Consider the following 23,775-nt stretch of genomic DNA (forward strand, 5'->3'; position numbering starts at 1 on the left):
CCTGACCGCTGCTCGGGCCGTACGCTCGGGCGGTCGTCGCCCGCCCTCCCGGCGGGTCGGCCGGCCCGGACGTCGACGGGGATGCCGGCGGGCGGCCGGCTCGGCATGATGGAGCCTCGTACCCGTCGACGGGGAGGCCGGTCATGGATGCCGCCGAGGCGCTCACCCTGCTCATGTCGCCAGCGGGGCGGGTGGATCCCTACCCGACCTACGAACGGCTGCGCGCGCACGGGCCGGTGGTCGAGGCCGGGCCGGGGTTCTACGTGGTCACCGGCTACGCCGAGGCCGACGAGCTGCTGCGCGACCCCCGCCTCGGGGTGATGGACGACGCGGCCCGGGACCGGGTCTGGCCGGGCTGGCGGGATAGCGCGGCGGTGACGTCGATCTCCCGGTCGATGCTGCGCACCAATCCGCCCGAGCACAGCCGGATGCGCCGGCTCGCCGCCGGCGCGTTCAGCCCGCGCCGGATCGCCGGCATGCGTGACGTGGTGACCGCCCAGGCCGACGAGCTGATCGACACGATGCTCGATCGCGCCCGGCGGGGCGACGAGGTCGACGTGCTGGCCGACTTCGCCTATCCGCTGCCGGTCGGGGTGATCTGCGCCCTGCTCGGCGTGCCGGCCGCCGACCGGCCGCTTTTCCGGCGCTGGGCGGCCGACCTGACCGGCATCCTGGAGCCGGAGATCACCCCCGCCGAACTGGCGGTGGCCGATCGGGGCGCGGCCGAGCTGCGCCGCTACTTCACTGAGCTGGTCGAGTCCCGCCGGCGGGCCCCGGCCGACGACCTGACCACCGCGCTGGTGCGGGTGCACGACGCCGACGGCGAGCGGCTCTCCGGCGACGAACTGCTGGCCAACCTGGTGGTGCTGCTGGTCGCCGGCTTCGAGACCACCACCAACCTGCTCGGCAACGGGCTCGTCGTGCTGCTGGCGCACCCGCGGGCGGCGGACGCGCTGCGCGAGCACCCCGACCTCGCGCCGGCGTACGTCGAGGAACTGCTCCGCTACGACTCTCCGGTGCAGCTGACCACCCGGTTGAGCACCGACCGGGTACGTGCCGGCGGGATCGACCTGCCGCCCGGCGCCTGGACGCTGCTGCTGCTCGGCGCCGCCAACCGCGATCCGCGGCGTTACCCGCAGCCGGACCGGTTCGACCCGTGGCGGGCGCAGGCGCACCCGCTCTCCTTCGGGGCCGGCCCGCACTACTGCATCGGCGCCGGGCTGGCCCGGCTGGAGGCTCAGGTGGCCTTTCCGCTGCTGCTGCGTCGGCTGCCCGGGCTGGCCCTGGTCGGCCCGCCCCGGCGGCGCACCCGGCTGACCCTGCGGGGCTACGAAGCCATGCCGGTGACGCTCGGCACACCGGCGGCGGCCGATCGCGGTACGCCGGCCGGAGCCCCTCCCGGCACTCCGTAGACTGGTACGGCCCGGTTGTCCCACCCCAGAAGGAGCCGTCCCGCGTGACCGTCCAGCCCATCCGTCTGTTTGGGGATCCGGTGCTGCGCACGCCGGCCGATCCGGTGGTCGACTTCGACGCCGAGCTGCGCCGGCTCGTCGCCGACCTGACCGACACCATGCGTGAGCAGAACGGCGCCGGCCTGGCCGCACCGCAGCTCGGGGTGGGCCTTCGGGTCTTCACCTTCGACGTCGACGACGTCCTCGGTCACCTGGTCAACCCGGTGCTGGAGTTCCCCGACGTCGAGGAGCAGGACGGCCCGGAGGGCTGCCTCTCCATTCCCGGGCTCTACTTCGACACCAAGCGCCGGCAGAACGTCATCGCCAAGGGTTTCAACGGCTACGGCGACCCGCTGCAGATCGTCGGCACCGGGCTGATGGCCCGCTGTGTGCAGCACGAGACCGACCACCTCGACGGGGTGCTCTTCGTCGACCGGCTCGACCCGGCCGGCCGGAAGGAAGCGATGAAGGCGATCCGTCAGGCCGAGTGGTACGACGCGGCCGCCCCGCCGGTGGTCAAGCTCAACCCGCACACGGCGGACAGCCCCTTCGGTCTGGGTCGGTGACCGCCCGATGCGCGTGATCTTCGCCGGTACGCCCGCCGTCGCCGTTCCGGCGCTGGCCGCCGTCGCCGCCTCCCGGCACGAGCTGGTCGCCGTGCTCACCCGGCCCGACGCGCCCGCCGGGCGTGGCCGTGGCCTCTCCCGTTCCCCGGTCGGCGAGTGGGCCGACGAGCACGGCATCGAGGTGCTCACCCCGGCCCGCCCGCGCGAGCCGGAGTTCCTGGCGCGGCTGCGCGAGCTGGCCCCGGACTGCGTGCCGGTGGTCGCCTACGGGGCGTTGGTGCCGCCGGCGGCCCTGGAGATCCCCCGGCACGGCTGGGTCAACCTGCACTTCTCGCTGCTGCCGGCCTGGCGCGGTGCGGCACCCGTGCAGCACGCGGTGCTGCACGGCGACGAGCTGACCGGGGCCAGCGTCTTCCAGTTGGAGGAGGGGCTGGACACCGGCCCCGTCTACGGCACCCTGACCGACGAGATCCGCCCGGCCGACACCTCCGGTGAACTGCTGGAGCGGCTGGCCCAGGCCGGCGCCGGCCTGCTGGTGGCGGTCCTCGACGCGATCGCCGACGGCACCGCCCGGGCCGAGCCGCAGCCGGCCGACGGAGTGTCGCTGGCACCGAAGCTGACCGTGGAGGACGCCCGGGTGCGCTGGGCCGACCCGGCCTTCGCGGTGGATCGGCGGATCCGGGCGTGCACGCCGACACCCGGCCCGTGGACGACCTTCCGGGACGAGCGGGTCAAGCTCGGCCCCGTCACCCCCGTCACCCCCGTCGCGAACGGACCGGACCTCAAGCCGGGCGAGCTGCGGGTGGAGAAGTCCGAGGTGCTGGCCGGCACCGGCACCGTGCCGGTGCGGCTGGGCGAGGTCCGGGCGGCGGGCAAGCGGGCGATGCCGGCCACCGACTGGGCGCGTGGCGTCCGGGTCGCGACCGGCGAGGTGTTCGCGTGACCGGCCCGGCGCGGCCGGACCGCGGTGACCGGCCCCGCGGCGGCGACCGGTCGGCCGGGGGAGCCCGGTGGGGCGCCCGCACCGGCGTCGACCGACGTGGCGGCCGGGGCGGCCGGCCGACGGTGGACCTGCCCCGGCAGGCGGCGTACCAGGCGATCGCCGCGGTGCACCGGGACGACGCGTTCGCCAACCTGGTGCTGCCGGCCATCCTGCGCGAAGAGGGGCTGTTCGGTCGGGACGCGGCGTTCGCCACCGAACTGACCTACGGCACCCTGCGCCACCTCGGCACGCTGGACGCGATCCTCACCGCCGCCGCCGAGCGGGACGTGCAGCGCATCGACCCGCCGGTCCGCGACGCGCTGCGGCTCGGGGCGTACCAGCTGCTGCATACCCGGGTCCCCGCGCACGCGGCCGTCTCCTCGACGGTCGACCTGGTCCGTTCGGTCGGCCCCGGCGCCACCGGCTTCGCCAACGCGGTGCTGCGGGAGGTCTCCAGCCGCGATGCCGACGCCTGGGTGCAGCGGCTCGCGCCGAGCATGGAGACCGACCCGGTCGGGCACCTCGCGTTGGCCTACAGCCACCCGCAGTGGGTGGTGCGGGCGTTCTCCGAGGCGCTCGGCGGCGATCTCGGCGAGACCACCCGGCTGCTGATCGAGGACAACGAGCGCCCACCGGTGCACCTGTGCGCCCGGCCGGGCCTGATCGATCCGGTCGAGCTGGCCGACGAGGTCGGCGGCGCCCCGGGCGCCTTCTCGCCGTACGCCGTCTACCTGCCCGGCGGCGCGCCGGGCGACCTGGCGGCGGTGGTCGAGGGCCGTGCCCACGTGCAGGACGAGGGCTCGCAGCTGGTGGCGAACGCGCTGGCGGTGGCGCCGCTCGACGGCCCGGACGGGCGCTGGCTGGACCTCTGCGCCGGCCCCGGTGGCAAGGCCGGGCTGCTCGGCGCCCTCGCCGCCCAGCGCGGCGCCCGGGTGACCGCGGTCGAGGTGGCCGAGCACCGGGCCCGGCTCGTCGCCCAGGCCACCCGGGGGCTGCCGGTGACCGTGCTGCACACCGACGGTCGCACCGTCGGGCAGGATCCGGAGCTGCCGGAGGAGCACTTCGACCGGGTGCTGGTCGACGCGCCCTGCACCGGCCTGGGTTCGCTGCGCCGCCGGCCCGAGTCGCGGTGGCGGCGGCAGCCCTCCGACCTGCCGCCGCTGACCCGGTTGCAGCGCGAGCTGCTCGGCGCGGCGCTGCGCGCGGTGCGTCCCGGTGGCCTGGTCGCCTACGTCACCTGCTCGCCGCACACGGTCGAGACCCACGTGACGGTGACCGAGGCGGCGCGCCGCTCCGGGGTGCCGGTGGACTTCGTCGACGCCCGGCCGCTGCTGCCGGCTGGCATGCCGGGCCTGGGCGACGGGCCGACCACCCAGCTGTGGCCGCACCGGCACGGCACCGACGCGATGTTCCTCGCGATGCTGCGCCGCGGCTGACCGCTGCCGCTACGAATCGAGGGTGGCCACCCCACGCGGGGCGGCCACCCTCGACTCGTAGCAGGGGGCGTCAGGTGACCGGGAGGCCCTTGCTGCCGGCGCCCTTCATCGAGCGGGTGAGGTTGCGGTCGCTGACCCACAGGAAGCACTGCACCCCGCGGTTGCCGTTGCGCCACTCCTGCTCGTACGGGTGGTAGAAGATCGTGCCGGCCCGGTACTGCAGGTCGCCGTTGTTCGGCACCTTGGCGTACCCGGCGAGCACCTTGCGGCACGCCTTGTGGGTGCGCAGGGTGGTCCGGGTGAACTCGGCGTAGCTGATGTCGGGCGCCTGGTAGATCCCGACGAACTCGGCGTGGTGCTTCGCGGTGCAGGAGACCGCGATCATCTCCCGGATGTCGTCGCCGCTGATCTTCGGGTTGAAGCAGCGGTGGGCCAGCGGGGCGGCGCCGGTCAGTGCGCCCTTCAGGCCACCGCTGCGCGAGACCGCGCCGCTCTCGTCGATGCTCTCGTACTCGGTCAGCTCACAGCGGAACCAGCGGGCGCCGCCGGTCCAGGCGGCGCTGGAGGGCAGCACCACGCCCAGCCCCAGCCGACCGGAGCGCCAGTCGGCGCCGAGCAGCTCGTTGGCCGCCTTGTCGCACTCGGCGCGGGCGGCGCGCAGCGCCGCCGAGCCGGCCGGCGGGGGAGTGGACCGCTCGGCGTTCGCCCCCGTCAGCGTCCCGACGTGCACGGTCTCGGCGCGGTGCGGCTGGGCGCAGTCCACCGGGTTGTACGCGGTCAGGTAACCGACGTCCTGCAGGCCGACGTGGCACACCCCGGGGTCCGGGACGAACGTCTCGGCCGCGGCGAGCGCCGGCCAGTCGTCGGTGAGGTTCGCGTCCAGGCCGGCCGGGGCGCACCCGGCGACCCCCAGCACCGCCGCTGCGGCCACGGCGACCGCCGCCCACCACCGTCGCATCCGCCGACCTCCCCGCCGACCGTGGTCACGTCCACCGGCGATCGTCGACCGGTTGCGCCACGGCGCAGCAGCATACGGCACCGGCGCTCAGATCGCGGGCAGTCCCTGCGGGCCCACTCCGCGCATCGACCGGGTCAGCTTCCGGTCGTCGCTCCACAGGAAACAGCGCACCCCCCGGTCGCCCTCCTCCCACTCCCGCTTCGACGGTGGGTAGTAGATGGATCCCGCCCGGTAGGGCAGGTCGCTGTTGTTGGGCACCGCGGCGAACGCGGCGATCAGCGCCATGCAGCGCCGGTGCGCCTGATCGGGCGCGGCGGTGAACTGTGCCCAGCTCATGTCCCGCTCGACGTAGACGCCGACGAACTCGGCCCGATGCGGTTCGGTGCAGAGCACCGGTGCCATGTAGTTCAGGTTCTCCCCGATCAGCTTCGGGTCGAAGCAGCGGTGGATCAGCGGCGAGTCGCCGATCATCGCCCCGCGCAGGCTGCCTGTGCGGTTGACCGGGCGGGTGTTGTCGATGCTGTCGGTCTCGCTCAGGTCGCAGCGGAACCACCGGGCCCCGCCGTCCCACGCCGTGGCGGAGGGCAGCGCGATGTTCAGGGTGAGCCGGGCGGAGTGCCAGTCGCCGCCGAGCACCTCGCGGGCCCGCTGGTCGCACTCGGCCCGTGCGGTGCGCAGCGCCGGCGAGCCGGGCTCCGGCCGGGGACCGGCGGGCAGTCCGCCGATCGTGCCGACGTGGATGGCTTCCGCCAGGTGGTTGCGGGCGCAGTCCACCGTCTCGTACGTGCTCGCCTGCACGACCGGGGTGATCCGGGGCAGGCAGGTGTCGGTGGCCGGGACGAAGAGCGCCGGGGCGCGCATCGCCGGCCAGTCGTCCACCAGGTCACCGTCGGCGCCGTGTGGTTGCAGGCAGCCGGCCAGCAGGACCGTCACCGCGCCGGCAAGCGCCAGCGCCCCTAGCCACCGTCGCATCGTCCGCCCTTCCCGGAAGCCGGTGACCTCCCCGCCCGGCCGGTCGCACCCCGCCGGCGGTGGAGCACGCCCGTCACCGTCCCTGTTGGAGTCTCGTCGGGTTCCCGTCGTTCGGCCAGTCGCAAATGTCTCTTCGTCCGGAATCGTCGGTCCGGACCGGCCAATTCTGCACCACTGGTCACTGCTGGGTCACAGCGCGTCTCCGGTGGTGCGGTGGTGCCGGCGGCGGGTCGCCACGTTCGTACACTGGCCCCGTGACCGTACCGCCGCCGATCGTCGCGCCGAGCATCCTGGCCGCCGATTTCGCCCACCTCGCCGATGAGGTCCGTGCCGTCGAGAACGCCGCTGACTGGTTGCACGTCGACGTGATGGACAACCACTTCGTACCGAACCTGACCATCGGGCTGCCCGTCGTGCAGAGCCTGCGGGCGGTGACCCAGATCCCGTTCGACGTGCACCTGATGATCGAGGATCCGCGGCGCTGGGCCCCCGGCTACGCCGACGCCGGGGCGTACAACGTCACGTTCCACGCGGAGGCGTGCGACGACCCGGTGGCGCTGGCCAAGGACCTCCGCTCGGCCGGGGCGAAGGCGGGGCTGGCGATCGACCGGGACACCCCGATCGAGCCGTACCTCGACCTGCTGCCGAGCTTCGACACGTTGCTGATCATGACGATCAAGGCCGGCTTCGGCGGGCAGCGCTTCCTGCCGCAGCTGCTGGAGAAGGTCAGCGCCGCCCGCCGGCACGTGGCCGCCGGCCACCTCGAGCTGCGCATCGAGGTCGACGGCGGGATCGCCGCCGACACCATCGAGCAGGCCGCCGCGGCCGGTGCCGACGCCTTCGTGGCCGGCACCGCGGTCTACGGCGCCGACGACCCGGCCGAGGCGGTACGCCGGCTGCGGGCTCTCGCGGAACGCGCGATCGCCGGGGCCTGAGGTGGACCCCGCGCAGGAGCGCCCGGACGTCATCCTGGTCGTCGACGACGACGCGGACATCGCGCGCTTCGTCGAGTTCAACCTGCGGCTGCACGGCTTCGAGGTGATCCACGCCAGCGACGGCCAGGAGGCGCTGGAGGTGATCGAGCGGCAGCGGCCCGACCTCGCCGTGGTCGACCTGATGATGCCCCGGATCGACGGTCTGGAGCTGACCCGGCGGCTGCGCGCCGACCCGATGACCTCCGCCCTGCCGGTGATCATGTTGACCGCCAAGGGGATGACCGTCGACAAGGTGCACGGGCTCAGCGCCGGCGCCGACGACTACCTGGTCAAGCCCTTCGACACCGCCGAGCTGGTCGCCCGGGTCAGCTCCACCTTGCGGCGCAACAAGGAGTTCCGGGAGGTCTCCCCGCTGACCGGGCTGCCCGGCAACAGCCGGATCCGGCGGGAGATCGCCGACCGGGTGCGCAGCGGGTCGGACTATGCGGTCGGCTACATCGACATCGACCGGTTCAAGAGCGTCAACGACCGGTACGGCTTCGTCCGCGGCGACGACTTCATCTCGGCGTTGGCCCGCAGTCTGCACCGGGCGGTGGTCTCGGTGGGGCTGCCACCGGCCTTCCTCGGGCACGTCGGCGGCGACGACTTCGTGATCGTCTGCTCCCCGGACCAGGTCCGGCAGTTGACCTCCCGGGCGGTGGTCGACTTCGAGAAGGCCGCCGACACGCTCTACGACCCCAACGACCGGGAGCGCGGTTTCGTCGAGCTCAAGGACCGGCGCGGGAACATCCGCCGGGCCGCGCTGGTCACCCTCTCGATCGGGGTCTCCCTCTCCGCCGCCGACAAGCGCTTCACCGACCCGCTCGAGGCGATCGCGGTCGCCAGCGAGATGAAGACGGTGGCCAAGAGCCAACCCGGGTCGTACGTCGCCGTGGACCGCCGCCGCGGCGTCACATGATCGTGGCACTCCGCTGTGAAGTAGCTCGCCTCGGTGGCACCACCCCCCGCTCGGCGTGTAAGACTTCCGGTGTACCCACCACGCGCTGGCGGGACTCGGTGTAATTCCGAACCGGCGGTGATCCACAGCCTGGCTGTGGTCAGCCCGCGACCCGGACGGCTCTGCCGCCCGGTGGACCTGGTGAGAACCCAGGGCCGACGGTTGGGGGCGGTTCGTCCGCGCCCAGAAAGTCCGGATGGGAGACAGCGCGCGGGACGGACGGGTCCGAGCCGACCGCTGGCTTCAGCGTGCCGTGCCGACCCCCCGGGGCGGCTGTGCCGTTCCCGGAATCCGCCGCCGCACGTCCGCGGCCCCATGCCGCCGCCTCCCTGACCGCCCGCGCGTGCAACGGCGAGTGAGAGGGCAGGGTCACCGGCGATGACGAGCGTCTCCGTCGACGAGGCGATGCGTCGTGCGATCGAGCTGGCCGCGCGCGGGCTCGGCACCACCAGCCCCAACCCCGTGGTCGGCTGCGTGCTGCTCGACGCCGGCGGCGAGGTCGTCGGCGAGGGCTTCCACGCGTACGCGGGCGGGCCGCACGCCGAGATCGTCGCGCTCGCCCAGGCCGGTGAGCGGGCCCGGGGCGGCACCGCGGTGGTCACCCTGGAACCCTGCGACCACACCGGTCGCACCGGTCCCTGCAGCCTCGCCCTCATCCAGGCCGGGGTGGCCCGGGTGGTGATCGCCGTTCCGGACCCGAACCCGGTCGCCTCGGGCGGCGCGGCCACGCTGCGCTCCGCCGGGGTCCGGGTCGACGCCGGCGTGCGCCTCGACGAGGCCGAGGCCGGCAACGTCGCCTGGCTGACCTCGATGCGCCGGGGCTGGCCGTACGTGATCTGGAAGTACGCGGCGACGCTGGACGGCCGGTCGGCGGCGGCCGACGGGACCAGCATGTGGATCACCTCGGAGGCGGCCCGGATCGACGTGCACGCCCTGCGCGGCACCGTGGACGCGGTGGTCGTCGGGGTGGGCACCGTGCTCGCCGACGACCCTCGGTTGACCGCCCGCAACCTGCGCGACGGCAGTCTGGCCATCCGGCAGCCGCTGCGGGTGGTGGTGGACAGCGCCGGGCGTACGCCCGACGACGCCCGGGTCCGCGACGGCGCCGCCCGCACCTGGATCGCCACCGCCAAGGAGGTCGGCGCCGGCCCGGACGGCGGGGTGGACCTGCCGGCCCTGCTCGCGGCGCTGCACCAGCGCGGAATCCGCGCGGTGCTGCTGGAGGGCGGACCCCGGCTGGCCGGCGCGTTCCTCGCCGCCGGGCTGATCGACAAGATCGTCGGCTACGTCGCGCCGCGGCTGCTCGGCGCCGGACCGGCCGCGTTGGTCGACGCCGGTGTGAGCACCATCGCCGAGGCCATCGATCTGGAGTTCATCGACGTTACGCAGATCGGTCCGGATCTACGGATCACCGCGCTGCCCCGAAAGAGGGAGGGCTGACATGTTCACCGGCATCGTCGAGGAGTTGGGCGAGGTCGTCCAGGTGACGGCCACCGCGGGCGACTCCGCGCTGGTCGCCGTCCGCGGCCCGCTGGTCACCGCCGACGCCCGGCACGGCGACTCCATCGCGGTCAACGGCGTCTGCCTGACGGTGGTGGACGTCGACGGCGGCATCTTCACCGCCGACGTGATGGGCGAGACGCTGCGCCGCTCCGCGCTGGGCGCGTTGCAGGCGGGTGACCCGGTCAACCTGGAGCGGGCCGCCACGCTGGGCAGCCGGCTCGGGGGGCACCTGGTGCAGGGCCACGTGGACGGCGTCGGCGAGGTGCTCTCGCGGGAGCCCGCCGAGCAGTGGGAGACGCTGCGGTTCCGGCTGCCCGCCGCGCTCGCCCGGTACGTGGTGGAAAAGGGCTCGATCACCGTCGACGGCGTGTCGCTGACCGTCGCCGGCGTCGGGCCGGACTGGTTCTCGGTCGGCCTGATCCCGACCACGCTGAAGCTGACCACGTTGGGCGCCCGCGGCCTCGGTGACCCGGTCAACCTCGAGGTGGACGTGCTCGCCAAGTACGTCGAGCGGCTGCTCGGCGATCGGGCTGTCGGCTCGCCGAGCGGGCCCGGCGCTGCGGCGGCGGACGCGGCTCCCGCGCAGGCCGGCGGGGTGGACGGCGCTGCGCCGATGGGCGAGGTGGCCTGATGGGCCCGATGCACTGGCTGCTCGACGCGCAGGTGAGCGTCGCCGGGTCGCCGGTGCTGGTCCGGGAGATCGTCGGCAACGTCTTCGGGCTGGCCTCTGCGGTGCTCGGTCTGCGCCGGGTGGTCTGGGCGTGGCCGGTCGGAATGGTCGGCAACGCGCTGCTGTTCACCGTCTTCCTCGGCGGGGTGTTCGCCACCCCGCAGGCGCACGACCTGTACGGGCAGGCCGGCCGGCAGGTGTTCTTCTTCGCCGTCAGCGTCTACGGCTGGTGGCGCTGGTCGCGTACCCGCCGACTCGGCGTGGTGCCGGACCGGGGCGCGGTGGCGCCGCGCTGGGCCACCGGCCGGGAGCGGCTGGTGCTGCTGGCCGCCGCCGCGCTGGGCACCGCCGCCGCGTACCCGCTGCTCGCCGCGCTCGGCTCGTGGGGGCCGCTGCCGGACGCCTGGATCCTCGTCGGCAGCCTGCTCGCCACCTACGGCATGGCCCGGGGCTGGGTGGAGTTCTGGCTGGTGTGGATCGCGGTGGACGCGGTGGGCGTGCCGCTGCTGCTGCGCGGCGGGTTCTATCCGTCGGCCGCCATGTACCTGGTCTACGGCGCCTTCTGCGTCTGGGGCTTCGTCAGCTGGTGGCGCACCTCGCGGGTGCTGCGACCGGCCCGCGCCCCGATCCCGCCCACCTACACGGAGGCTGTGGCATGAGCGAGCGTAGCGAGCGAATCATCAGGTCCAGTCCCTTGGTGCCTCATGACGGCACGGAGCGAAGCGGAGTGCTGGCATGAGCAGTTTCGGGAGCATCGAGGAGGCGTTGGCGGAGATCGCCGCCGGCCGGCCGGTCGTCGTGGTCGACGACGCCGACCGGGAGAACGAGGGCGACCTGATCTTCGCCGCCGAGCTGGCGACGCCGGAGCTGTTGGCGTTCATGGTCCGCTACACCTCGGGCTACGTCTGCGTGCCGCTCACCGAGAGCGAGGCCGACCGGCTCGACCTGCCGCCGATGCACCACACCAACCAGGACCGGCGCGGCACCGCGTACACGGTGACCGTCGACGCCCGGGAGGGGGTCAGCACCGGCATCTCGGCGGCCGACCGGGCGCACACCATCCGGCTGCTCGCCGACCCGGCCACCGGGCCGACCGACCTGGCCCGTCCCGGCCACGTGGTGCCGCTGCGGGCCCGAGAGGGCGGGGTGCTGCGCCGCGCCGGGCACACCGAGGCCGCCATCGACCTCACCCGGCTGGCCGGCCTGCAGCCGGCCGGCGTGCTCTGCGAGCTGGTCAACGACGACGGCACCATGATGCGCCTGCCGGACCTGGAGAAGTTCTCCGCCGAGCACTCGCTGACGCTGATCACCATCGCCGACCTCATCGCCTACCGGCGGCGCACCGAGAAGCAGGTCGAGCAGGTCGCCGACGCCCGGATGCCGACGGAGCACGGGGTGTTCCGGGCGCTGGGCTACCGCAGCGCGCACGACCCGGCCGAGCACGTCGCGATGGTCTTCGGTGACCTCGGCGACGGGCAGGACGTGCTGGTGCGGGTGCACTCCGAGTGCCTGACCGGCGACGTCTTCGGCTCGCTGCGCTGCGACTGCGGCCCGCAGCTCGACGCCGCCCTGGCCCGGGTGGCCCGCGAGGGGCGCGGCGTGGTGCTCTACATGCGCGGGCACGAGGGACGGGGAATCGGGCTGCTGCACAAGCTCCAGGCGTACCAGTTGCAGGACCGGGGCCGGGACACCGTGGACGCCAACCTGGACCTCGGCCTGCCGGCCGACGCCCGGGACTACGGCACCGGCGCGCAGATCCTCTACGACCTCGGGGTGCGGTCGATGCGGCTGCTCACCAACAACCCGGCGAAGCGGGCCGGCCTGGAGGGGTACGGCCTGACCATCACCGGTCGGGAGGGGCTGCCGGTGCGCCCGCACCCGGAGAACGTCCGCTACCTGCGGACCAAGCGGGACCGGATGGGCCACCTGCTGGACGAATTGGACGAGGTCAGCGAGGTGCCGGCTGGCCGGCTGCCCGCGGGCGACGAGATAGGAGCGTAACGATGGCGGGATTCGGCGAACCGGCGACGGCCCCGGTGGACGCGGCCGGGCTGACCGTGGGCGTGGTCGCCGCCCGGTGGCACGGCGAGCTGACCGATCACATGCTCGACCGGGCGCTCGCCGCGGCGCAGGCGTGCGGGGCCCGGGCCGTGGTGGCCCGGGTGGCCGGCTCGGTCGAGCTGCCGGTGGTGGCCCAGGCCCTCGCCCGCCGCTGCGACGTGGTGGTCGCGCTCGGCGTGGTGGTCCGCGGCTCCACGGCGCACTTCGACTACGTCTGCCGGTCGGTGACCGACGGGCTGACCCGGATCGCGCTGGACGAGGGGAAGCCGGTGGCGCACGGAGTGCTCACCGTGGACACCATCGAGCAGGCCCGGGACCGGGCCGGGCTGCCGGACTCGGCGGAGGACAAGGGCTGGGCGGCCACCGTCGCCGCGCTGGACGCCGCCCTGGCGATCCGGGGTGTGGCGTCGAGCAACGGCCAGCGGGTCGGCTTCGGCGGCTGACCGCCCGCCGGCCGGCTCGTACGGTCAGAGCCGGCCGGCTTCGATGATCCGCTTGAGGAACTGCCGGGTCCGTGGCTGCGTCGGGTCGCCCAGCACCTGCGCGGGCGGCCCGGCCTCCACCACCCGCCCGCCGTCGAGGAAGCAGACCTGGTCGGCCACCTCCCGGGCGAACCCCATCTCGTGGGTGGCCAGCACCATCGTCATGCCGTCCGCCTTCAGATCGCGGATCATGGTCAGCACCTCGCCGACCAGCTCCGGGTCGAGGGCGGAGGTCACCTCGTCGAGCAGCATCAGCCGGGGCGAGTTCGCCAGCGCGCGGGCGATGGCCACCCGCTGCTGCTGGCCGCCGGAGAGCCGGTCCGGGTAGGCGTCCGCCTTCGCGCCGAGCCCCACCCGGTCGAGCAGCTCCCGGGCCTGCGCCTCGGCCTCGGCCCGGGCCCGCCGGTGCACCCGGGTCGGTGCGAGCGTGATGTTCTGCAACACCGACAGGTGCGGGAAGAGGTTGTAGGACTGGAAGACCATCCCGATCCGCCGGCGCACCCGGTCCGGGTCCACCCGGGGATCGGAGATCTCCTCCCCGTCCAGCTCGATCACCCCGTCGTCCAGCTCCTCCAACAGGTTGACGCAGCGCAGCAGGGTCGACTTGCCCGACCCGGACGCGCCGATCAGGGCCACCACCTGGTGCTCGTCGACGGTCAGGTCGAGGTCGTCGAGGACCACGTGGTCGCCGAACTCCTTGCGCAGTCCCCGGCAGGTGAGCAGGGCCATGTCAGCCTCCGGACTGGCGTCGGGCCGAGCGCAGCGTCACCCAGTCGGTGACCGCGATCAGCGGGATCGCGAGCAGCACGAACAGCACCCCGGCCACGATGTACGGGGTGTAGTTGAAGGTCTCCGCGGTGGCGATCTGGGCGGCGCGTACCGCGTCGATCGGCCCGGCCAGGGAGACCAGCCCGACGTCCTTCTGCAGCGCCACCACGTCGTTGAGCAGCGGCGGCGCGACCCGCCGGACGGCCTGCGGCAGCACCACGTGCCGCATGGTCTGCCGGTAGGTCAGGCCCAGCGAGCGGGCCGCGGCGAGCTGGCTCGGGTGGACCGACTCGATGCCGGCGCGGAACACCTCGGCCAGGTAGCCGCCGTAGGTGAGCACCAGCGCCAGCCCGCCGAGCACCAGCACCGGCGGCATGCCCTGCAACCGCAGCCCGGGCACGCCCAGGGTGAGCAGGTAGAGCACGATGATCAGCGGCAGGCCGCGGAAGGTGTACGTGTAGCCGGTCGCGAGCGCCCGGACCGGGAAGAAGACCGGCCCGCGTAGCGTCCGCAGCAGCGCGATCAGCAGTCCGAGCAGCAGCGCTCCGGCGGCGCAGCAGACCAGCAGCCGTACGTTCAGCCAGAGCCCGGTCAGCACGTCCGGCAGGGCGTCGCGGGCGATCGCCGGGTCGAGGAACGACTCACGGACCCGCTCCCAGCCCGGCGCTCCGGTGACCGCGACGACGAGCAGCGTGCCGAGCACCGCCGTGGAGGCGGCGGCGATCAGCACGCTGCGGGTCGTCTGGCGGCGCCGGTACGCGGCCCGGCGCCGCTGGGCCACCGAGGGGGTGTGGTGCAGCAGGCTCACCGGAGCTCGGCCGCCCCCGCCACCTGGGCGAGCCACTTCTGCTCCAGCTGGGTGAGCGTGCCGGCCTCGGTGAGTTGGCCGACCGCGCCGCTGACGCAGCCGGTGAGCGGGGAGCCCTTGTCCAGCAGCAGCCCGAACGCCTCCGGGGTGCCGACCTGCGGCACCTGCCCGACGATTGTCGCGTCGGTGAGTTCCGCGCCGGTGATGTAGAACGCGGTCGGTAGGTCCACCACCAGACCGTCGAGCTGGCCGTTCTGCAGGGCCTTCTTGGCGTCGTCGTTGCTGTTGTAGACCTGCGGGGCGACCGTCGGCTTGATCACGTCGGTGATCGCCTGATAGCTGGTCGTGCCGACCTGGGCCCCGAGCTTGGCGTCGCGCAGGTCGGCCAGCGCGGTCCTGCCGGCGATCTTCGACGACTTCAGCGCGATCACGGTCTGCCGCACCAGGTAGTAGGGGGCGGAGAAGTCGACCGCCTTCTTGCGTTCCTCGGTGATGGAGAACTGGTTGATGTCGAAGTCGAAGTTCTTCGGGCCGGGGGCGATGGCGGTGTCGAACTTGACCCGGGTCCAGGTGACGTCCGCCCGGGCGTAGCCGAGCTTCTCCGCGACCGCGTACGCCACGGCGGCCTCGAAGCCCTCGCCGCTCTCCGGCTTGTTCTCCCGGAACCACGGCTCGTACGCCGGCTCGTCGGTGGCGATGGTGAGCTTGCCCGGGGTGCGGGTGCGCAGGCTCTCCTTGCTGCAGGAGGCCGCGCCGCTGCTGGCGGTGTCGGTGGGGGATTCGTCGTCCTGCGGCGCGCAGCCGGCGACCGCGAGCAGGGCGGCGGTGGCGGCGGTGAGCGCGACGATACGTGAGCTGCGTCCCATGGCCGACAGCGTAGGACGGGCGCGGCGACGTTCCGAAGAGTGTCCCACCAACTAGGTAGGGAATTGTCGCCGGAACGATGCGGCTCCGTTGCCGGGGCGGCGGCGCCCGCCGGTGGCCGCGCGGGCGCGGCCGGCCGGTCCCGCTGGGTGAGCGGGATCTGACCCGGCGGAGCCGGGCCGTCGGGGCGGCTGGAAGAATCGCGGTGTGAAGACGTTCGAGGAGTTGTTCGCCGAGCTGCAGGCCAAGGCCGCCGCCGGCACTCCCGGCTCGGGCACGGTCGCCGCGCTCGAGCGGGGCGTGCACTTCATCGGCAAGAAGGTCGTCGAGGAGGCGGCCGAGTCGTGGATGGCCGCCGAGCATGAGGGCCGGGAACGGGCCGCCGAGGAGATCTCCCAGCTGATCTACCAGACCCAGGTGCTGATGCTCGCCACCGGTCTGGAGCTCAAGGACGTCTACCGACATCTGTGAGTGCGCCCCGTCGTTGATCTGAATCGACTGCAAGGAGCACTCCGTCATGCTGCGTGTCGCCATCCCCAACAAGGGCACCCTGGCCGAGCCGGCCGCCCAGATGCTGCGTGAGGCGGGCTACCGCCAGCGCACCGACCCGAAGGACCTGGTCTGCCGGGACGAGCCGAACGACGTCGAATTCTTCTACCTGCGCCCGAAGGACATCGCCACCTACGTCGGCTCCGGTGACCTCGACCTCGGCATCACCGGCCGGGATCTGCTGATCGACTCCGGCGCGCCCGCCGAGGAGGTGGTGGACCTCGCCTTCGGCCGGGCCACCTTCCGCTTCGCGGCCCGCCCCGACGCCACCGACTCCGTCCAGGAGCTGGGCGGGCACCGGATCGCCACCGCGTACCCGGGGCTGGTCGAGCGGCACCTCGCCGAGCTGGGCGTGAAGGCCGACGTGATCCGCCTCGACGGGGCGGTGGAGAACGCCGTCCGGCTCGGCGTCGCCGATGTGGTCGCCGACGTGGTGGAGACCGGCGCGACGCTGCGCCAGGCCGGGCTGGTGGTCTTCGGTGAGCCGCTGCTGCGCTCGTCGGCGGTGCTGGTCCGCCGGGCCGACGCGCCGGCGCACCCGCAGGCCGCCCAGCTGCTGCGCCGCCTGCACGGGGTGCTGGTGGCCCGCCGCTACGTGATGCTCGCCTACGACGTGCCGGCCGGTCTGCTGGACCGGGCCAGTTCGCTGACCCCGGGCATCGAGTCGCCCACCGTCTCGCCGCTGCACCGGGAGGGCTGGGTCGCGGTGCAGGCCATGGTGCTCCGCGACGACGTGCACCGGATCATGGACGAGCTCTACGAGCTCGGCGCCCGGGCCATCCTGGTCACCAACATCCACGCCTGCCGGCTCTGACCCGGCCCGTGTGGCGGTGACCGGCCCGGCGGGGCCGGATGGCAGACTGGTGGGGTGAGTGAACCCGAGCTGATCCGCCTCCGGCCCCGTCGTATCCGGGTGGTCTGCTGGTCCTCGGCGGCCGTCCTGCTGGTGGTCTTCACCGCGGTGGCCACCTCGCTCAGCGGCCCGACCGGCAACGGCTACGGCACCTTCCAGCGCGGCGACCAGATCGCCATGGTCGGCCTCGGCGTCCTCGGCGCGCTCGGCTTCCTGCTCTTCACCCGGCCCCGGGTCGAGGCCGACGCGCGGGGGGTCCGGGTGCGCAACGTGCTCGGCTCCTACGAGCTGCCGTGGGAGGTCGTCCGCGGGGTCCGCTTCGACCGGGGCGCCCCGTGGGCCAGCCTGGAGCTGCACGACGACGACCTGCTGCCGATCGTCGCCCTCCAGGCCGCCGACAAGGAGCTGGCCGTCGAGGGCGTCCGCGCCCTGCGCCGGCTGCACCAGGCGCACCTGGCCCGGCTCGGCGAGGGCGCCACCGGCCGCTGACCCGTCCCGTTCCCGCCCGATTTGGGGGCGAGTCGGCCCAGGGTGTAGTGTTGTCGAGTCGACCAGGCTGTCTTCTCGTGCGAGCAAGTCCGCACGTGACCCGGCAGCCATGAAAGTGGAGCGCCTGCTCCCACCCGCGTCGCCACCACGGTGGCCGGGTCCGGTCCCCGGTTCCGGGCACATCCCGGCACCGGATGCGCGATCCTGTGATCGTGCCGACCGGTCGAGCGGGCCCTGGCATGCGCCGGGGCCTTCTGCTTTCCGGCTCGGCTCCCACCCGGGGGCCGCAGGGTCGGCACAGAGCAGACACTCGACTCGAGGAGGCCCCATCAGCGTCGAACCACGCGTTAACGAGCAGATCCGGGCACGTGAGGTCCGACTGGTCGGCCCCGAGGGTGAGCAGGTGGGCATTGTCCCACTGGAGCGCGCCCTTCAGCTGGCCGCGGACGTCGATCTGGACCTGGTCGAGGTTGCGCCGATGGCGCGCCCGCCGGTGTGCAAGCTCATGGACTTCGGCAAGTTCAAGTACGAGAGCGCACTCAAGGCGCGCGAAGCGCGGCGTAATCAGCAGCAGACCGTCATCAAGGAGATGAAGCTCCGGCCGAAGATCGACCCGCACGACTACGAGACCAAGAAGGGTCACGTGGTGCGGTTCCTCAAGGCGGGCGACAAGGTCAAGGTGACGATCATGTTCCGCGGTCGCGAGCAGAGCCGCCCGGAGCTGGGTTACCGGCTCCTGCGCCGGCTCGAATCCGAGATCACGGACCTGGGATACGTCGAGGCCGCTCCGAAGCAGGACGGCCGAAACATGATCATGGTTCTCGCTCCGCACCGGGCCGTCAAGGCCTCCGCGGTCGCCGCCACGGCGTCCCGCGGCGGGCCCCGGGACCGGGCTGCGGACGAGTCCGCCGCTCCGGCAGCCGGTCAGACCGCGGCGACCGGCGAGACCGCAGCAGCCGGTGAGACCGGCGCAGTCGCCGACAACAGCGGCGAGTAACAGGGGAGAGACGTTCCACATGCCGAAGATGAAGAGCCACACGGGTATGGGTAAGCGAGTCAAGGTGACCGGCAAGGGCAAGATCGTTGCCCAGCAGGCCGGCCTCCGGCACAACCTGGAGAAGAAGCCCTCCACCCAGACCCGGCGGCTGACCGGCACGGTCGTGCTGGCCAAGGCCGATGTCAAGCGCATCAAGAAGCTGCTCGGCCGCTGACGCGCGCCACCCCGACGTAAGAAGGAGTTGAGATGGCACGCGTCAAGCGGGCTGTGAACGCCCAGAAGAAGCGCCGTACCCTGCTGGAGACCGCGAGCGGCTACCGCGGTCAGCGCTCCCGGCTGTACCGCAAGGCCAAGGAGCAGGTGCTGCACTCGATGCAGTACGCCTACCGGGACCGTCGCGACCGCAAGGGCGACTTCCGGCAGCTCTGGATCCAGCGGATCAACGCGGGCGCCCGCGCCAACGGGATGACCTACAACCGCCTGATCCAGGGTCTCCGGCTGGCCGGCATCGAGGTCGACCGGAAGATCCTGGCCGACCTGGCCGTCAACGACGCCGCCGCGTTCGCGGCGATCGTCGAGCTGGCCCGGGCCGCGGTCGCGGCCGAGGGCACCGGCGGCGCGGCGGCCCAGGCCGCCTGATCCCCTGCGGCTGACCGAGGCGTCCCCCATGTCGTCACCGACCCCTGGGGGGCGCCTCGCTGGTGCCCGAGGGAACGCCACCGTGCTCTTCACCCCGCGTACGCCCCGGGTGGTCGCCGCCCGCCGGCTGCACCGCCGCCGCGACCGCGACACCACCGGCCGCTTCCTCGCCGAGGGCCCGCAGGCCGTCCGCGAGGCCCTCACCCGCCCCGGCGTGGTCACCGAGCTGTTCGGTACGCCGACCGCGCTGGACCGCCACGCCGAACTGGCCGCGCTGGCCGCCGGCGGTGGCGTGCCGGTCTCCGAGGTGACCGACGACGCGCTGGCCGCCCTCGCCGAGACCGTCGCCCCGCAGGGCCTGGTCGCCGTCTGCCGGCACCTCGACGTGCCGCTGGCGCAGGCCCTCGCCGGCGCGCCCCGGCTGGTCGCGGTGCTCGCCGAGATCCGCGACCCGGGCAACGCCGGCACCGTGCTGCGCACCGCCGACGCGGCGGGCGCCGGTGCGGTGGTCTTCGCCGGCGACGCCGTCGACCCCTACAACGGCAAGTGCGTGCGGGCCTCCGCCGGCAGCCTCTTCCACGTCGACGTGGTGCGCGCCGCCGACACGGTCCAGGCGGTCGACGCGCTGCGCGCCGCCGGACTCTCGATTCTCGCCACCACCGGCTACGGCGAGGCGGACCTCGACGACCTCGCCGACGCCGGCCGACTCGCCGCGCCGACCGCCTGGCTCTTCGGCTCCGAGGCGCACGGGCTGCCGCCGGCGCTGACCGAGGCCGCCGACGCCCGGGTCCGGGTGCCGCTGCACGGGCGCGCGGAGAGCCTCAACCTGGCTGCGGCCGCCGCGGTCTGCCTGTACGCTTCAGCCAGAGCACAGCGATGACCACCACTGGGTCACGCGCACGGCACAGCAGGGGAGAAGTAGTCGTCGATGAACGCGCCACGGCGTTCGTTTAGCCAGCCCGCCGGTGTCGGCGGGCGGCGGGCCTGACTCGCTCCCTGCACAACTCCCACCGGCGGGCTGCGGCACAGCCGCGCGTCCGTAGACTCGCTTCGCCGTCCCGCGAGGGCCGGCGCCGCCGTGAGGGAGTGCCCGTACGCCATGAGCTACCGCAACGATCCGTACGATCCGAAGCAGGTCGCCCTGCTCGACCCGGCCGCCCTGGCCGAGGCCGTCGCCGACGCCGAGAAGGCGTTCGCCGCCGCCGGTGACCCGGACGCGCTGACCGCGCTGCGCCCGTCCCACCTCGGTGACCGGGCGCCGATCTCACTGGCCCGCCGGGAGATCGGCGCGCTGCCGCCGGCGGCCAAGTCCGAAGCCGGCAAGCGGGTCAACGAGGCCCGCCGGGCGATCGAGGCCGGCTACGCCGCCCGCGCCGAGGTGTTGGAGCGCGAACACGCCGAGCGGATGCTGGTGGCCGAGCGGGTCGACGTGACGCTGCCGCACGAGCGCCGCCCGCGTGGCGCCCGGCACCCGCTGGCCACGGTGATGGAGCAGGTGAGCGACCTCTTCGTCGGGATGGGCTACGAGGTGGCCGAGGGCCCCGAGGTCGAGCTGGAGTGGGTCAACTTCGACGCGCTCAACATTCCCGCCGACCACCCCTCGCGGGGGCTGATGGACACCTTCTACGTCGCGCCCGCGGACGGCTCCGGCCTGGTGCTGCGCACGCACACCTCGAACGTGCAGACCCGCACCATGCTCAGCCGCAAGCCGCCGATCTACGTGATCTGCCCCGGCCGGGTCTACCGCACCGACGAGGTGGACGCCACGCACAGCCCGGTCTTCCACCAGGCGGAGGGCCTGGTGGTGGACAAGGGCATCACCATGGCGCACCTGCGCGGCACGCTGGACCACTTCGCCCGCGCCATCTTCGGCCCGGACGCGAAGACCCGCTGGCGGCCGCACTACTTCCCGTTCACCGAGCCGTCGGCCGAGTTCGACGTCTGGTTCCCGGAGCACCGTGACGGTCCCCAGTGGGTCGAGTGGGGTGGCTGCGGGATGGTGAACCCCCGGGTGTTGCGCGCCTGCGGCATCGACCCGGAGGTCTACTCCGGCTTCGCCTTCGGCATGGGCATCGACCGGACGCTGATGGTCCAGCACGGAATCAGCGACATCCGCCATCTCTTCGAGGGCGACGTCCGGTTCAGCCGGGCGCTCGGGACCGAGGCGTAGACGATGCGGGTACGAGTTACGGAGACGGTGGTCTGAGTCATGCGAGTTTCTGTCAGCTGGCTGCGGGAGTACGTCGACCTCCCCGCCGACCTGCCCACCGGTGACCTGGAGCAGGCCCTGGTCGACCTCGGTATCGAGGTCGATTCCGCGGTGGACCTGCGGGAGACCGTCACCGGGTCGCTGGTGGTCGGTGAGGTGCTGGAGATCGAGGAGCTCACCGGCTTCAAGAAGCCGATCCGGTTCTGCCGCGTGGACGTGGGCGCCGCCAACGGCACCGGCGAACCGCAGGAGATCGTCTGCGGAGCGCGCAACTTCGCCGTCGGCGACCGGGTGGTGGTCATCCTCCCCGGCGGAGTGCTGCCCGGCGGCTTCGCCATCGGCGCCCGCAAGACCTACGGCCACAACTCCAACGGCATGATCTGCTCGGCCAAGGAGTTGGGCCTCGGTGACGACCACTCCGGCATCATCGTGCTGCCCGCCGAGACGCCGGCGAAGCCGGGCGACGACGCGCGCCCGGTCGTCGGCCTCGACGACGTCGTGCTGGAGCTGGAGATCACCCCCGACCGGGGGTACGCGCTGAGCCTGCGCGGCCTGGCCCGGGAGCTGTCGCACGCGCTCGGTGTGCCGTTCCGCGACCCGGGCCTGGCGCCCGCGCCGGGCGGCACCCCGCAGCCGGCGTACCCGGTGCAGGTGCGCGACACGGTCGGCTGCGACCGGTTCGCCGCCCGGATGGTCCGCGGCGTCGACCCGGCCGCGCCCACGCCCGGCTGGATGCAGCGGCGGCTGACCACCGCCGGCGTCCGGAGCATCTCGCTGCCGGTCGACATCACCAACTACGTGATGCTCGAACTGGGCCAGCCGATGCACGCGTTCGACGCCGACCGGATCGCCGGGCCTCTCGTCGTCCGCCGGGCCGAGGCGGGGGAGAAGCTGACCACCCTGGACGGCGTCGAGCGGGTGCTCGCGCCGGAGGACATGGTGATCTGCGACGAGACCGGCCCCATCTCGCTGGCCGCGGTGATGGGCGGCCAGACCAGCGAGGTCGTCGCCGACACCACCAACGTGCTCTTCGAGGCCGCGCACTGGGATCAGGTGATGGTCGGGCGCACCGCCCGCCGGCACAAGCTGTTCAGCGAGGCGGCGAAGCGCTGGGAGCGGGGCGTCGACCCGGCCCTGGCGTTGGTCGCGCTGGAGCGGGCGGTGCGGCTGCTCACCGAGTACGGCGGCGGCGTCGTGGGCGACGAGATCCTGGACATCGACCACGTCCGGCCGCGTACCCCGGTGACCCTGCCGGTGGACCTGCCGACCCGGCGGATCGGGGTCGACTACCCGCCGGCGCGGGTGGTCGCCCTGCTGGAGCAGGTCGGCTGCACCGTGGCTCAGGGCTCGGACCGGCTGGCCGAGGATCCGGGTGCCGTCGGCGTCGCCGCCGGGGCCGGGCTGGCGCTGACCGTCATCCCGCCGAGCTGGCGGCCCGACCTGACCGACCCGGCCGACCTGGTCGAGGAGGTGGTCCGCCTCGACGGCTACGACCGGGTGCCGTCGGTGCTGCCGCTGGCGCCGGCCGGCCGCGGGCTGACCTGGCAGCAGCGTCGGCGCCGGGCGGTCGCCCGATCGCTGGCCGAGCACGGGTACGTCGAGGTGCTGGCCCACCCGTTCGTCTCGCCCGAGCTGCCCGACCTGCTCGGCCTGCCCGAGCAGGACCCTCGTCGGCAGGCGGTGCGGCTGGCCAACCCGCTCTCCGACGAGGAGCCGCTGCTGCGCACCACGCTGCTCGGCCCGCTGCTCGGGACCCTCAAGCGCAACCTCGGTCGGGGCCACCGCGACGTCGCGCTCTACGAGATCGGAGCGGTGTTCCATCCGCGCCCCGGCGCGGGCAGTCCGCCGGCGATGGGGGTGGACCGGCGTCCGACCGACGCCGAGTTCGCCGCCGCCGACGCGGTCGTGCCCGACCAGCCCCGGCACGTCGCCGCGGTGCTGACCGGCGAGGTGGAGCTCTCCGGCTGGTGGGGCCCGGGTCGGGTGGCCGGCTGGGCGGACGCGGTCGAGGCCGGTCGCACGGTGCTCGCCGCCGCCGGCATCCCGGCGGACCGGGTCGAGGTCCGGGCCGCCGAGTACGCGCCGTGGCACCCGGGCCGCTGCGCCGAGCTGCTGGTCGACGGCACCGTCGTCGGGCACGCCGGCGAACTGCACCCGACGGCCGTCGCGGCGCTGGAGCTGCCCCGGCGGACCAGCGCCATGGAGCTGAACCTCGATCTGGTGCCGGCGCCGCCGGTGCTGCCCGCGCCGACCGTCTCCGGCTTCCCGCCGGCGCTGATCGACGTGGCGCTGGTTCTCGACGAGACGGTGCCCGCGGCCGAGGTGCAGCGCGCCCTCACCGAGGGCGCCGGCGAGCTGCTGGAGGATGTGCGGCTCTTCGACGTGTACGCCTCGGAGCAGCTCGGCGCCGGGCGCCGGTCGCTGGCGTACAAGCTCACCTTCCGGGCGCCGGACCGGACGTTGACCGTGGAGGAGGCGGTGGCCGCCCGGGACGCGGCGGTCGCCGTGGCCGCCGAGCGTTTCGGCGCCACCCTGCGCGGCGCCTGAGACGGATCAACGGGCCCCGGCTGTCAGCTGACGGCCGGG

General features: G+C 73.7%; 25 protein-coding genes and 1 riboswitch. Of the genes, 20 read left to right on the top strand and 5 right to left on the bottom strand.

Annotation, left to right across the window (positions count from 1 at the left end):
* The first annotated feature begins 143 nt into the window (after positions 1 to 143).
* The 4 genes from ACIBBA_RS24635 to ACIBBA_RS24650 are packed head-to-tail and all read left to right on the top strand — an operon-like array spanning position 144 to position 4,435.
* Positions 144 to 1,412 (top strand): cytochrome P450, encoded by a 1,269-nt coding sequence (locus ACIBBA_RS24635; RefSeq protein ID WP_396700317.1) that lies wholly within the window; start codon positions 144 to 146, stop codon positions 1,410 to 1,412.
* A gap of 44 nt (positions 1,413 to 1,456) precedes the next feature.
* Positions 1,457 to 2,017, top strand: coding sequence for a peptide deformylase (gene def, locus ACIBBA_RS24640; RefSeq protein WP_350870971.1), 561 nt, complete (start codon positions 1,457 to 1,459; stop codon positions 2,015 to 2,017).
* Positions 2,018 to 2,024: 7 nt separating this feature from the next.
* On the top strand, positions 2,025 to 2,960 hold the full coding sequence (gene fmt, locus ACIBBA_RS24645) for a methionyl-tRNA formyltransferase (RefSeq protein ID WP_396700318.1): 936 nt from the start codon (positions 2,025 to 2,027) through the stop codon (positions 2,958 to 2,960).
* Positions 2,915 to 4,435: an RsmB/NOP family class I SAM-dependent RNA methyltransferase gene (locus tag ACIBBA_RS24650; protein ID WP_396700362.1), complete on the top strand. Its 1,521-nt coding sequence runs from the start codon at positions 2,915 to 2,917 to the stop codon at positions 4,433 to 4,435. Before fmt ends, ACIBBA_RS24650 begins: the two co-directional genes overlap by 46 nt.
* A gap of 70 nt (positions 4,436 to 4,505) precedes the next feature.
* On the opposite strand, the gene ACIBBA_RS24655 is transcribed toward ACIBBA_RS24650, so the two are convergent.
* Together ACIBBA_RS24655 and ACIBBA_RS24660 are read right to left on the bottom strand one after the other, a co-directional pair.
* Positions 4,506 to 5,393 carry a septum formation family protein gene (locus ACIBBA_RS24655; RefSeq protein WP_396700319.1) on the bottom strand — a complete coding sequence of 296 codons (888 nt, stop codon included), beginning with the start codon at positions 5,391 to 5,393 and terminating at the stop codon, positions 4,506 to 4,508.
* A gap of 87 nt (positions 5,394 to 5,480) precedes the next feature.
* Entirely contained in the window at positions 5,481 to 6,365 is an 885-nt protein-coding gene (locus ACIBBA_RS24660) for a septum formation family protein (RefSeq protein WP_396700320.1), read from the bottom strand.
* Between the two features lie 254 nt (positions 6,366 to 6,619).
* Between ACIBBA_RS24660 and rpe the strand changes: the two genes are divergently transcribed.
* The 7 genes from rpe (at position 6,620) to ribH (ending at position 12,974) form a co-directional block, all read left to right on the top strand.
* Positions 6,620 to 7,300: a ribulose-phosphate 3-epimerase gene (rpe, locus tag ACIBBA_RS24665; protein WP_350870961.1), complete on the top strand. Its 681-nt coding sequence runs from the start codon at positions 6,620 to 6,622 to the stop codon at positions 7,298 to 7,300.
* Complete coding sequence (locus ACIBBA_RS24670) at positions 7,194 to 8,258, top strand: response regulator (RefSeq protein WP_396700321.1); 1,065 nt, start codon at positions 7,194 to 7,196, stop codon at positions 8,256 to 8,258. The genes rpe and ACIBBA_RS24670 overlap by 107 nt, the downstream gene beginning before the upstream one ends.
* 80 nt (positions 8,259 to 8,338) lie before the next feature.
* A riboswitch (FMN riboswitch) is annotated at positions 8,339 to 8,509 on the top strand.
* Between the two features lie 166 nt (positions 8,510 to 8,675).
* Positions 8,676 to 9,737, top strand: coding sequence for a bifunctional diaminohydroxyphosphoribosylaminopyrimidine deaminase/5-amino-6-(5-phosphoribosylamino)uracil reductase RibD (ribD, locus tag ACIBBA_RS24675; protein WP_350870955.1), 1,062 nt, complete (start codon positions 8,676 to 8,678; stop codon positions 9,735 to 9,737).
* A 1-nt stretch (position 9,738) separates the two neighbouring features.
* Positions 9,739 to 10,431: a riboflavin synthase gene (locus ACIBBA_RS24680; protein WP_396700323.1), complete on the top strand. Its 693-nt coding sequence runs from the start codon at positions 9,739 to 9,741 to the stop codon at positions 10,429 to 10,431.
* Positions 10,431 to 11,129 carry a nicotinamide riboside transporter PnuC gene (gene pnuC, locus ACIBBA_RS24685; protein WP_396700324.1) on the top strand — a complete coding sequence of 233 codons (699 nt, stop codon included), beginning with the start codon at positions 10,431 to 10,433 and terminating at the stop codon, positions 11,127 to 11,129. Before ACIBBA_RS24680 ends, pnuC begins: the two co-directional genes overlap by 1 nt.
* A gap of 76 nt (positions 11,130 to 11,205) precedes the next feature.
* Positions 11,206 to 12,471, top strand: coding sequence for a bifunctional 3,4-dihydroxy-2-butanone-4-phosphate synthase/GTP cyclohydrolase II (locus tag ACIBBA_RS24690; RefSeq protein WP_396700326.1), 1,266 nt, complete (start codon positions 11,206 to 11,208; stop codon positions 12,469 to 12,471).
* A gap of 2 nt (positions 12,472 to 12,473) precedes the next feature.
* The gene (gene ribH / locus ACIBBA_RS24695; protein ID WP_396700327.1) at positions 12,474 to 12,974 is read left to right on the top strand and encodes a 6,7-dimethyl-8-ribityllumazine synthase; all 501 of its coding nucleotides are present in this window, start codon (positions 12,474 to 12,476) and stop codon (positions 12,972 to 12,974) included.
* A gap of 24 nt (positions 12,975 to 12,998) precedes the next feature.
* Here ribH and ACIBBA_RS24700 read toward each other — a convergent pair whose 3' ends face one another.
* From ACIBBA_RS24700 to ACIBBA_RS24710, 3 genes are read right to left on the bottom strand one after another with little or no spacing between them, the layout of a single operon-like run.
* Positions 12,999 to 13,742: an amino acid ABC transporter ATP-binding protein gene (locus ACIBBA_RS24700; protein WP_357059949.1), complete on the bottom strand. Its 744-nt coding sequence runs from the start codon at positions 13,740 to 13,742 to the stop codon at positions 12,999 to 13,001.
* Position 13,743: 1 nt separating this feature from the next.
* A complete protein-coding gene (locus tag ACIBBA_RS24705; RefSeq protein ID WP_357059952.1) occupies positions 13,744 to 14,589 on the bottom strand; it encodes an amino acid ABC transporter permease in 846 nt (281 codons plus the stop codon).
* Positions 14,586 to 15,455 (bottom strand): ABC transporter substrate-binding protein, encoded by an 870-nt coding sequence (locus ACIBBA_RS24710; RefSeq protein ID WP_396700328.1) that lies wholly within the window; start codon positions 15,453 to 15,455, stop codon positions 14,586 to 14,588. Before ACIBBA_RS24710 ends, ACIBBA_RS24705 begins: the two co-directional genes overlap by 4 nt.
* A gap of 205 nt (positions 15,456 to 15,660) precedes the next feature.
* Here ACIBBA_RS24710 and ACIBBA_RS24715 point away from each other — a divergent pair, with 205 nt between their 5' ends.
* The 9 genes from ACIBBA_RS24715 (at position 15,661) to pheT (ending at position 23,736) form a co-directional block, all read left to right on the top strand.
* Entirely contained in the window at positions 15,661 to 15,924 is a 264-nt protein-coding gene (locus ACIBBA_RS24715) for a phosphoribosyl-ATP diphosphatase (protein WP_350870932.1), read from the top strand.
* Positions 15,925 to 15,970: 46 nt separating this feature from the next.
* Entirely contained in the window at positions 15,971 to 16,816 is an 846-nt protein-coding gene (gene hisG / locus ACIBBA_RS24720; RefSeq protein WP_350870929.1) for an ATP phosphoribosyltransferase, read from the top strand.
* Positions 16,817 to 16,870: 54 nt separating this feature from the next.
* Entirely contained in the window at positions 16,871 to 17,344 is a 474-nt protein-coding gene (locus ACIBBA_RS24725; RefSeq protein WP_350870926.1) for a PH domain-containing protein, read from the top strand.
* 328 nt (positions 17,345 to 17,672) lie between these two features.
* Positions 17,673 to 18,341, top strand: a complete 669-nt coding sequence (gene infC, locus ACIBBA_RS24730) for a translation initiation factor IF-3 (RefSeq protein ID WP_396700363.1) — start codon at positions 17,673 to 17,675, stop codon at positions 18,339 to 18,341.
* A gap of 19 nt (positions 18,342 to 18,360) precedes the next feature.
* A complete protein-coding gene (gene rpmI, locus ACIBBA_RS24735; RefSeq protein ID WP_007458415.1) occupies positions 18,361 to 18,555 on the top strand; it encodes a 50S ribosomal protein L35 in 195 nt (64 codons plus the stop codon).
* A gap of 32 nt (positions 18,556 to 18,587) precedes the next feature.
* Positions 18,588 to 18,980, top strand: a complete 393-nt coding sequence (gene rplT, locus ACIBBA_RS24740; RefSeq protein WP_030335718.1) for a 50S ribosomal protein L20 — start codon at positions 18,588 to 18,590, stop codon at positions 18,978 to 18,980.
* 28 nt (positions 18,981 to 19,008) lie between these two features.
* Positions 19,009 to 19,860, top strand: a complete 852-nt coding sequence (locus tag ACIBBA_RS24745) for a TrmH family RNA methyltransferase (RefSeq protein WP_396700329.1) — start codon at positions 19,009 to 19,011, stop codon at positions 19,858 to 19,860.
* 219 nt (positions 19,861 to 20,079) lie between these two features.
* Positions 20,080 to 21,150: a phenylalanine--tRNA ligase subunit alpha gene (gene pheS / locus ACIBBA_RS24750; protein WP_350870917.1), complete on the top strand. Its 1,071-nt coding sequence runs from the start codon at positions 20,080 to 20,082 to the stop codon at positions 21,148 to 21,150.
* Positions 21,151 to 21,189: 39 nt separating this feature from the next.
* The gene (pheT, locus tag ACIBBA_RS24755; RefSeq protein WP_396700330.1) at positions 21,190 to 23,736 is read left to right on the top strand and encodes a phenylalanine--tRNA ligase subunit beta; all 2,547 of its coding nucleotides are present in this window, start codon (positions 21,190 to 21,192) and stop codon (positions 23,734 to 23,736) included.
* Positions 23,737 to 23,775 lie beyond the last annotated feature (39 nt).

It is taken from the genome of Micromonospora sp. NPDC051006, from assembly GCF_044456245.1.
Taxonomy (GTDB): Bacteria; Actinomycetota; Actinomycetes; order Mycobacteriales; family Micromonosporaceae; genus Micromonospora.

Coding starts and splice junctions, on each gene's coding strand:
- ACIBBA_RS24635 (WP_396700317.1), top strand. CDS start 144: ATGGATGCCGCCGAGGCGCTCACCCTGCTCATGTCGCCAGCGGGGCGG.
- fmt (WP_396700318.1), top strand. CDS start 2,025: ATGCGCGTGATCTTCGCCGGTACGCCCGCCGTCGCCGTTCCGGCGCTG.
- ACIBBA_RS24655 (WP_396700319.1), bottom strand. CDS start 5,393: ATGCGACGGTGGTGGGCGGCGGTCGCCGTGGCCGCAGCGGCGGTGCTG.
- ACIBBA_RS24660 (WP_396700320.1), bottom strand. CDS start 6,365: ATGCGACGGTGGCTAGGGGCGCTGGCGCTTGCCGGCGCGGTGACGGTC.
- ribD (WP_350870955.1), top strand. CDS start 8,676: ATGACGAGCGTCTCCGTCGACGAGGCGATGCGTCGTGCGATCGAGCTG.
- ACIBBA_RS24680 (WP_396700323.1), top strand. CDS start 9,739: ATGTTCACCGGCATCGTCGAGGAGTTGGGCGAGGTCGTCCAGGTGACG.
- pnuC (WP_396700324.1), top strand. CDS start 10,431: ATGGGCCCGATGCACTGGCTGCTCGACGCGCAGGTGAGCGTCGCCGGG.
- ACIBBA_RS24690 (WP_396700326.1), top strand. CDS start 11,206: ATGAGCAGTTTCGGGAGCATCGAGGAGGCGTTGGCGGAGATCGCCGCC.
- ribH (WP_396700327.1), top strand. CDS start 12,474: ATGGCGGGATTCGGCGAACCGGCGACGGCCCCGGTGGACGCGGCCGGG.
- ACIBBA_RS24700 (WP_357059949.1), bottom strand. CDS start 13,742: ATGGCCCTGCTCACCTGCCGGGGACTGCGCAAGGAGTTCGGCGACCAC.
- ACIBBA_RS24710 (WP_396700328.1), bottom strand. CDS start 15,455: ATGGGACGCAGCTCACGTATCGTCGCGCTCACCGCCGCCACCGCCGCC.
- hisG (WP_350870929.1), top strand. CDS start 15,971: ATGCTGCGTGTCGCCATCCCCAACAAGGGCACCCTGGCCGAGCCGGCC.
- rpmI (WP_007458415.1), top strand. CDS start 18,361: ATGCCGAAGATGAAGAGCCACACGGGTATGGGTAAGCGAGTCAAGGTG.
- rplT (WP_030335718.1), top strand. CDS start 18,588: ATGGCACGCGTCAAGCGGGCTGTGAACGCCCAGAAGAAGCGCCGTACC.
- ACIBBA_RS24745 (WP_396700329.1), top strand. CDS start 19,009: ATGTCGTCACCGACCCCTGGGGGGCGCCTCGCTGGTGCCCGAGGGAAC.
- pheS (WP_350870917.1), top strand. CDS start 20,080: ATGAGCTACCGCAACGATCCGTACGATCCGAAGCAGGTCGCCCTGCTC.
- pheT (WP_396700330.1), top strand. CDS start 21,190: ATGCGAGTTTCTGTCAGCTGGCTGCGGGAGTACGTCGACCTCCCCGCC.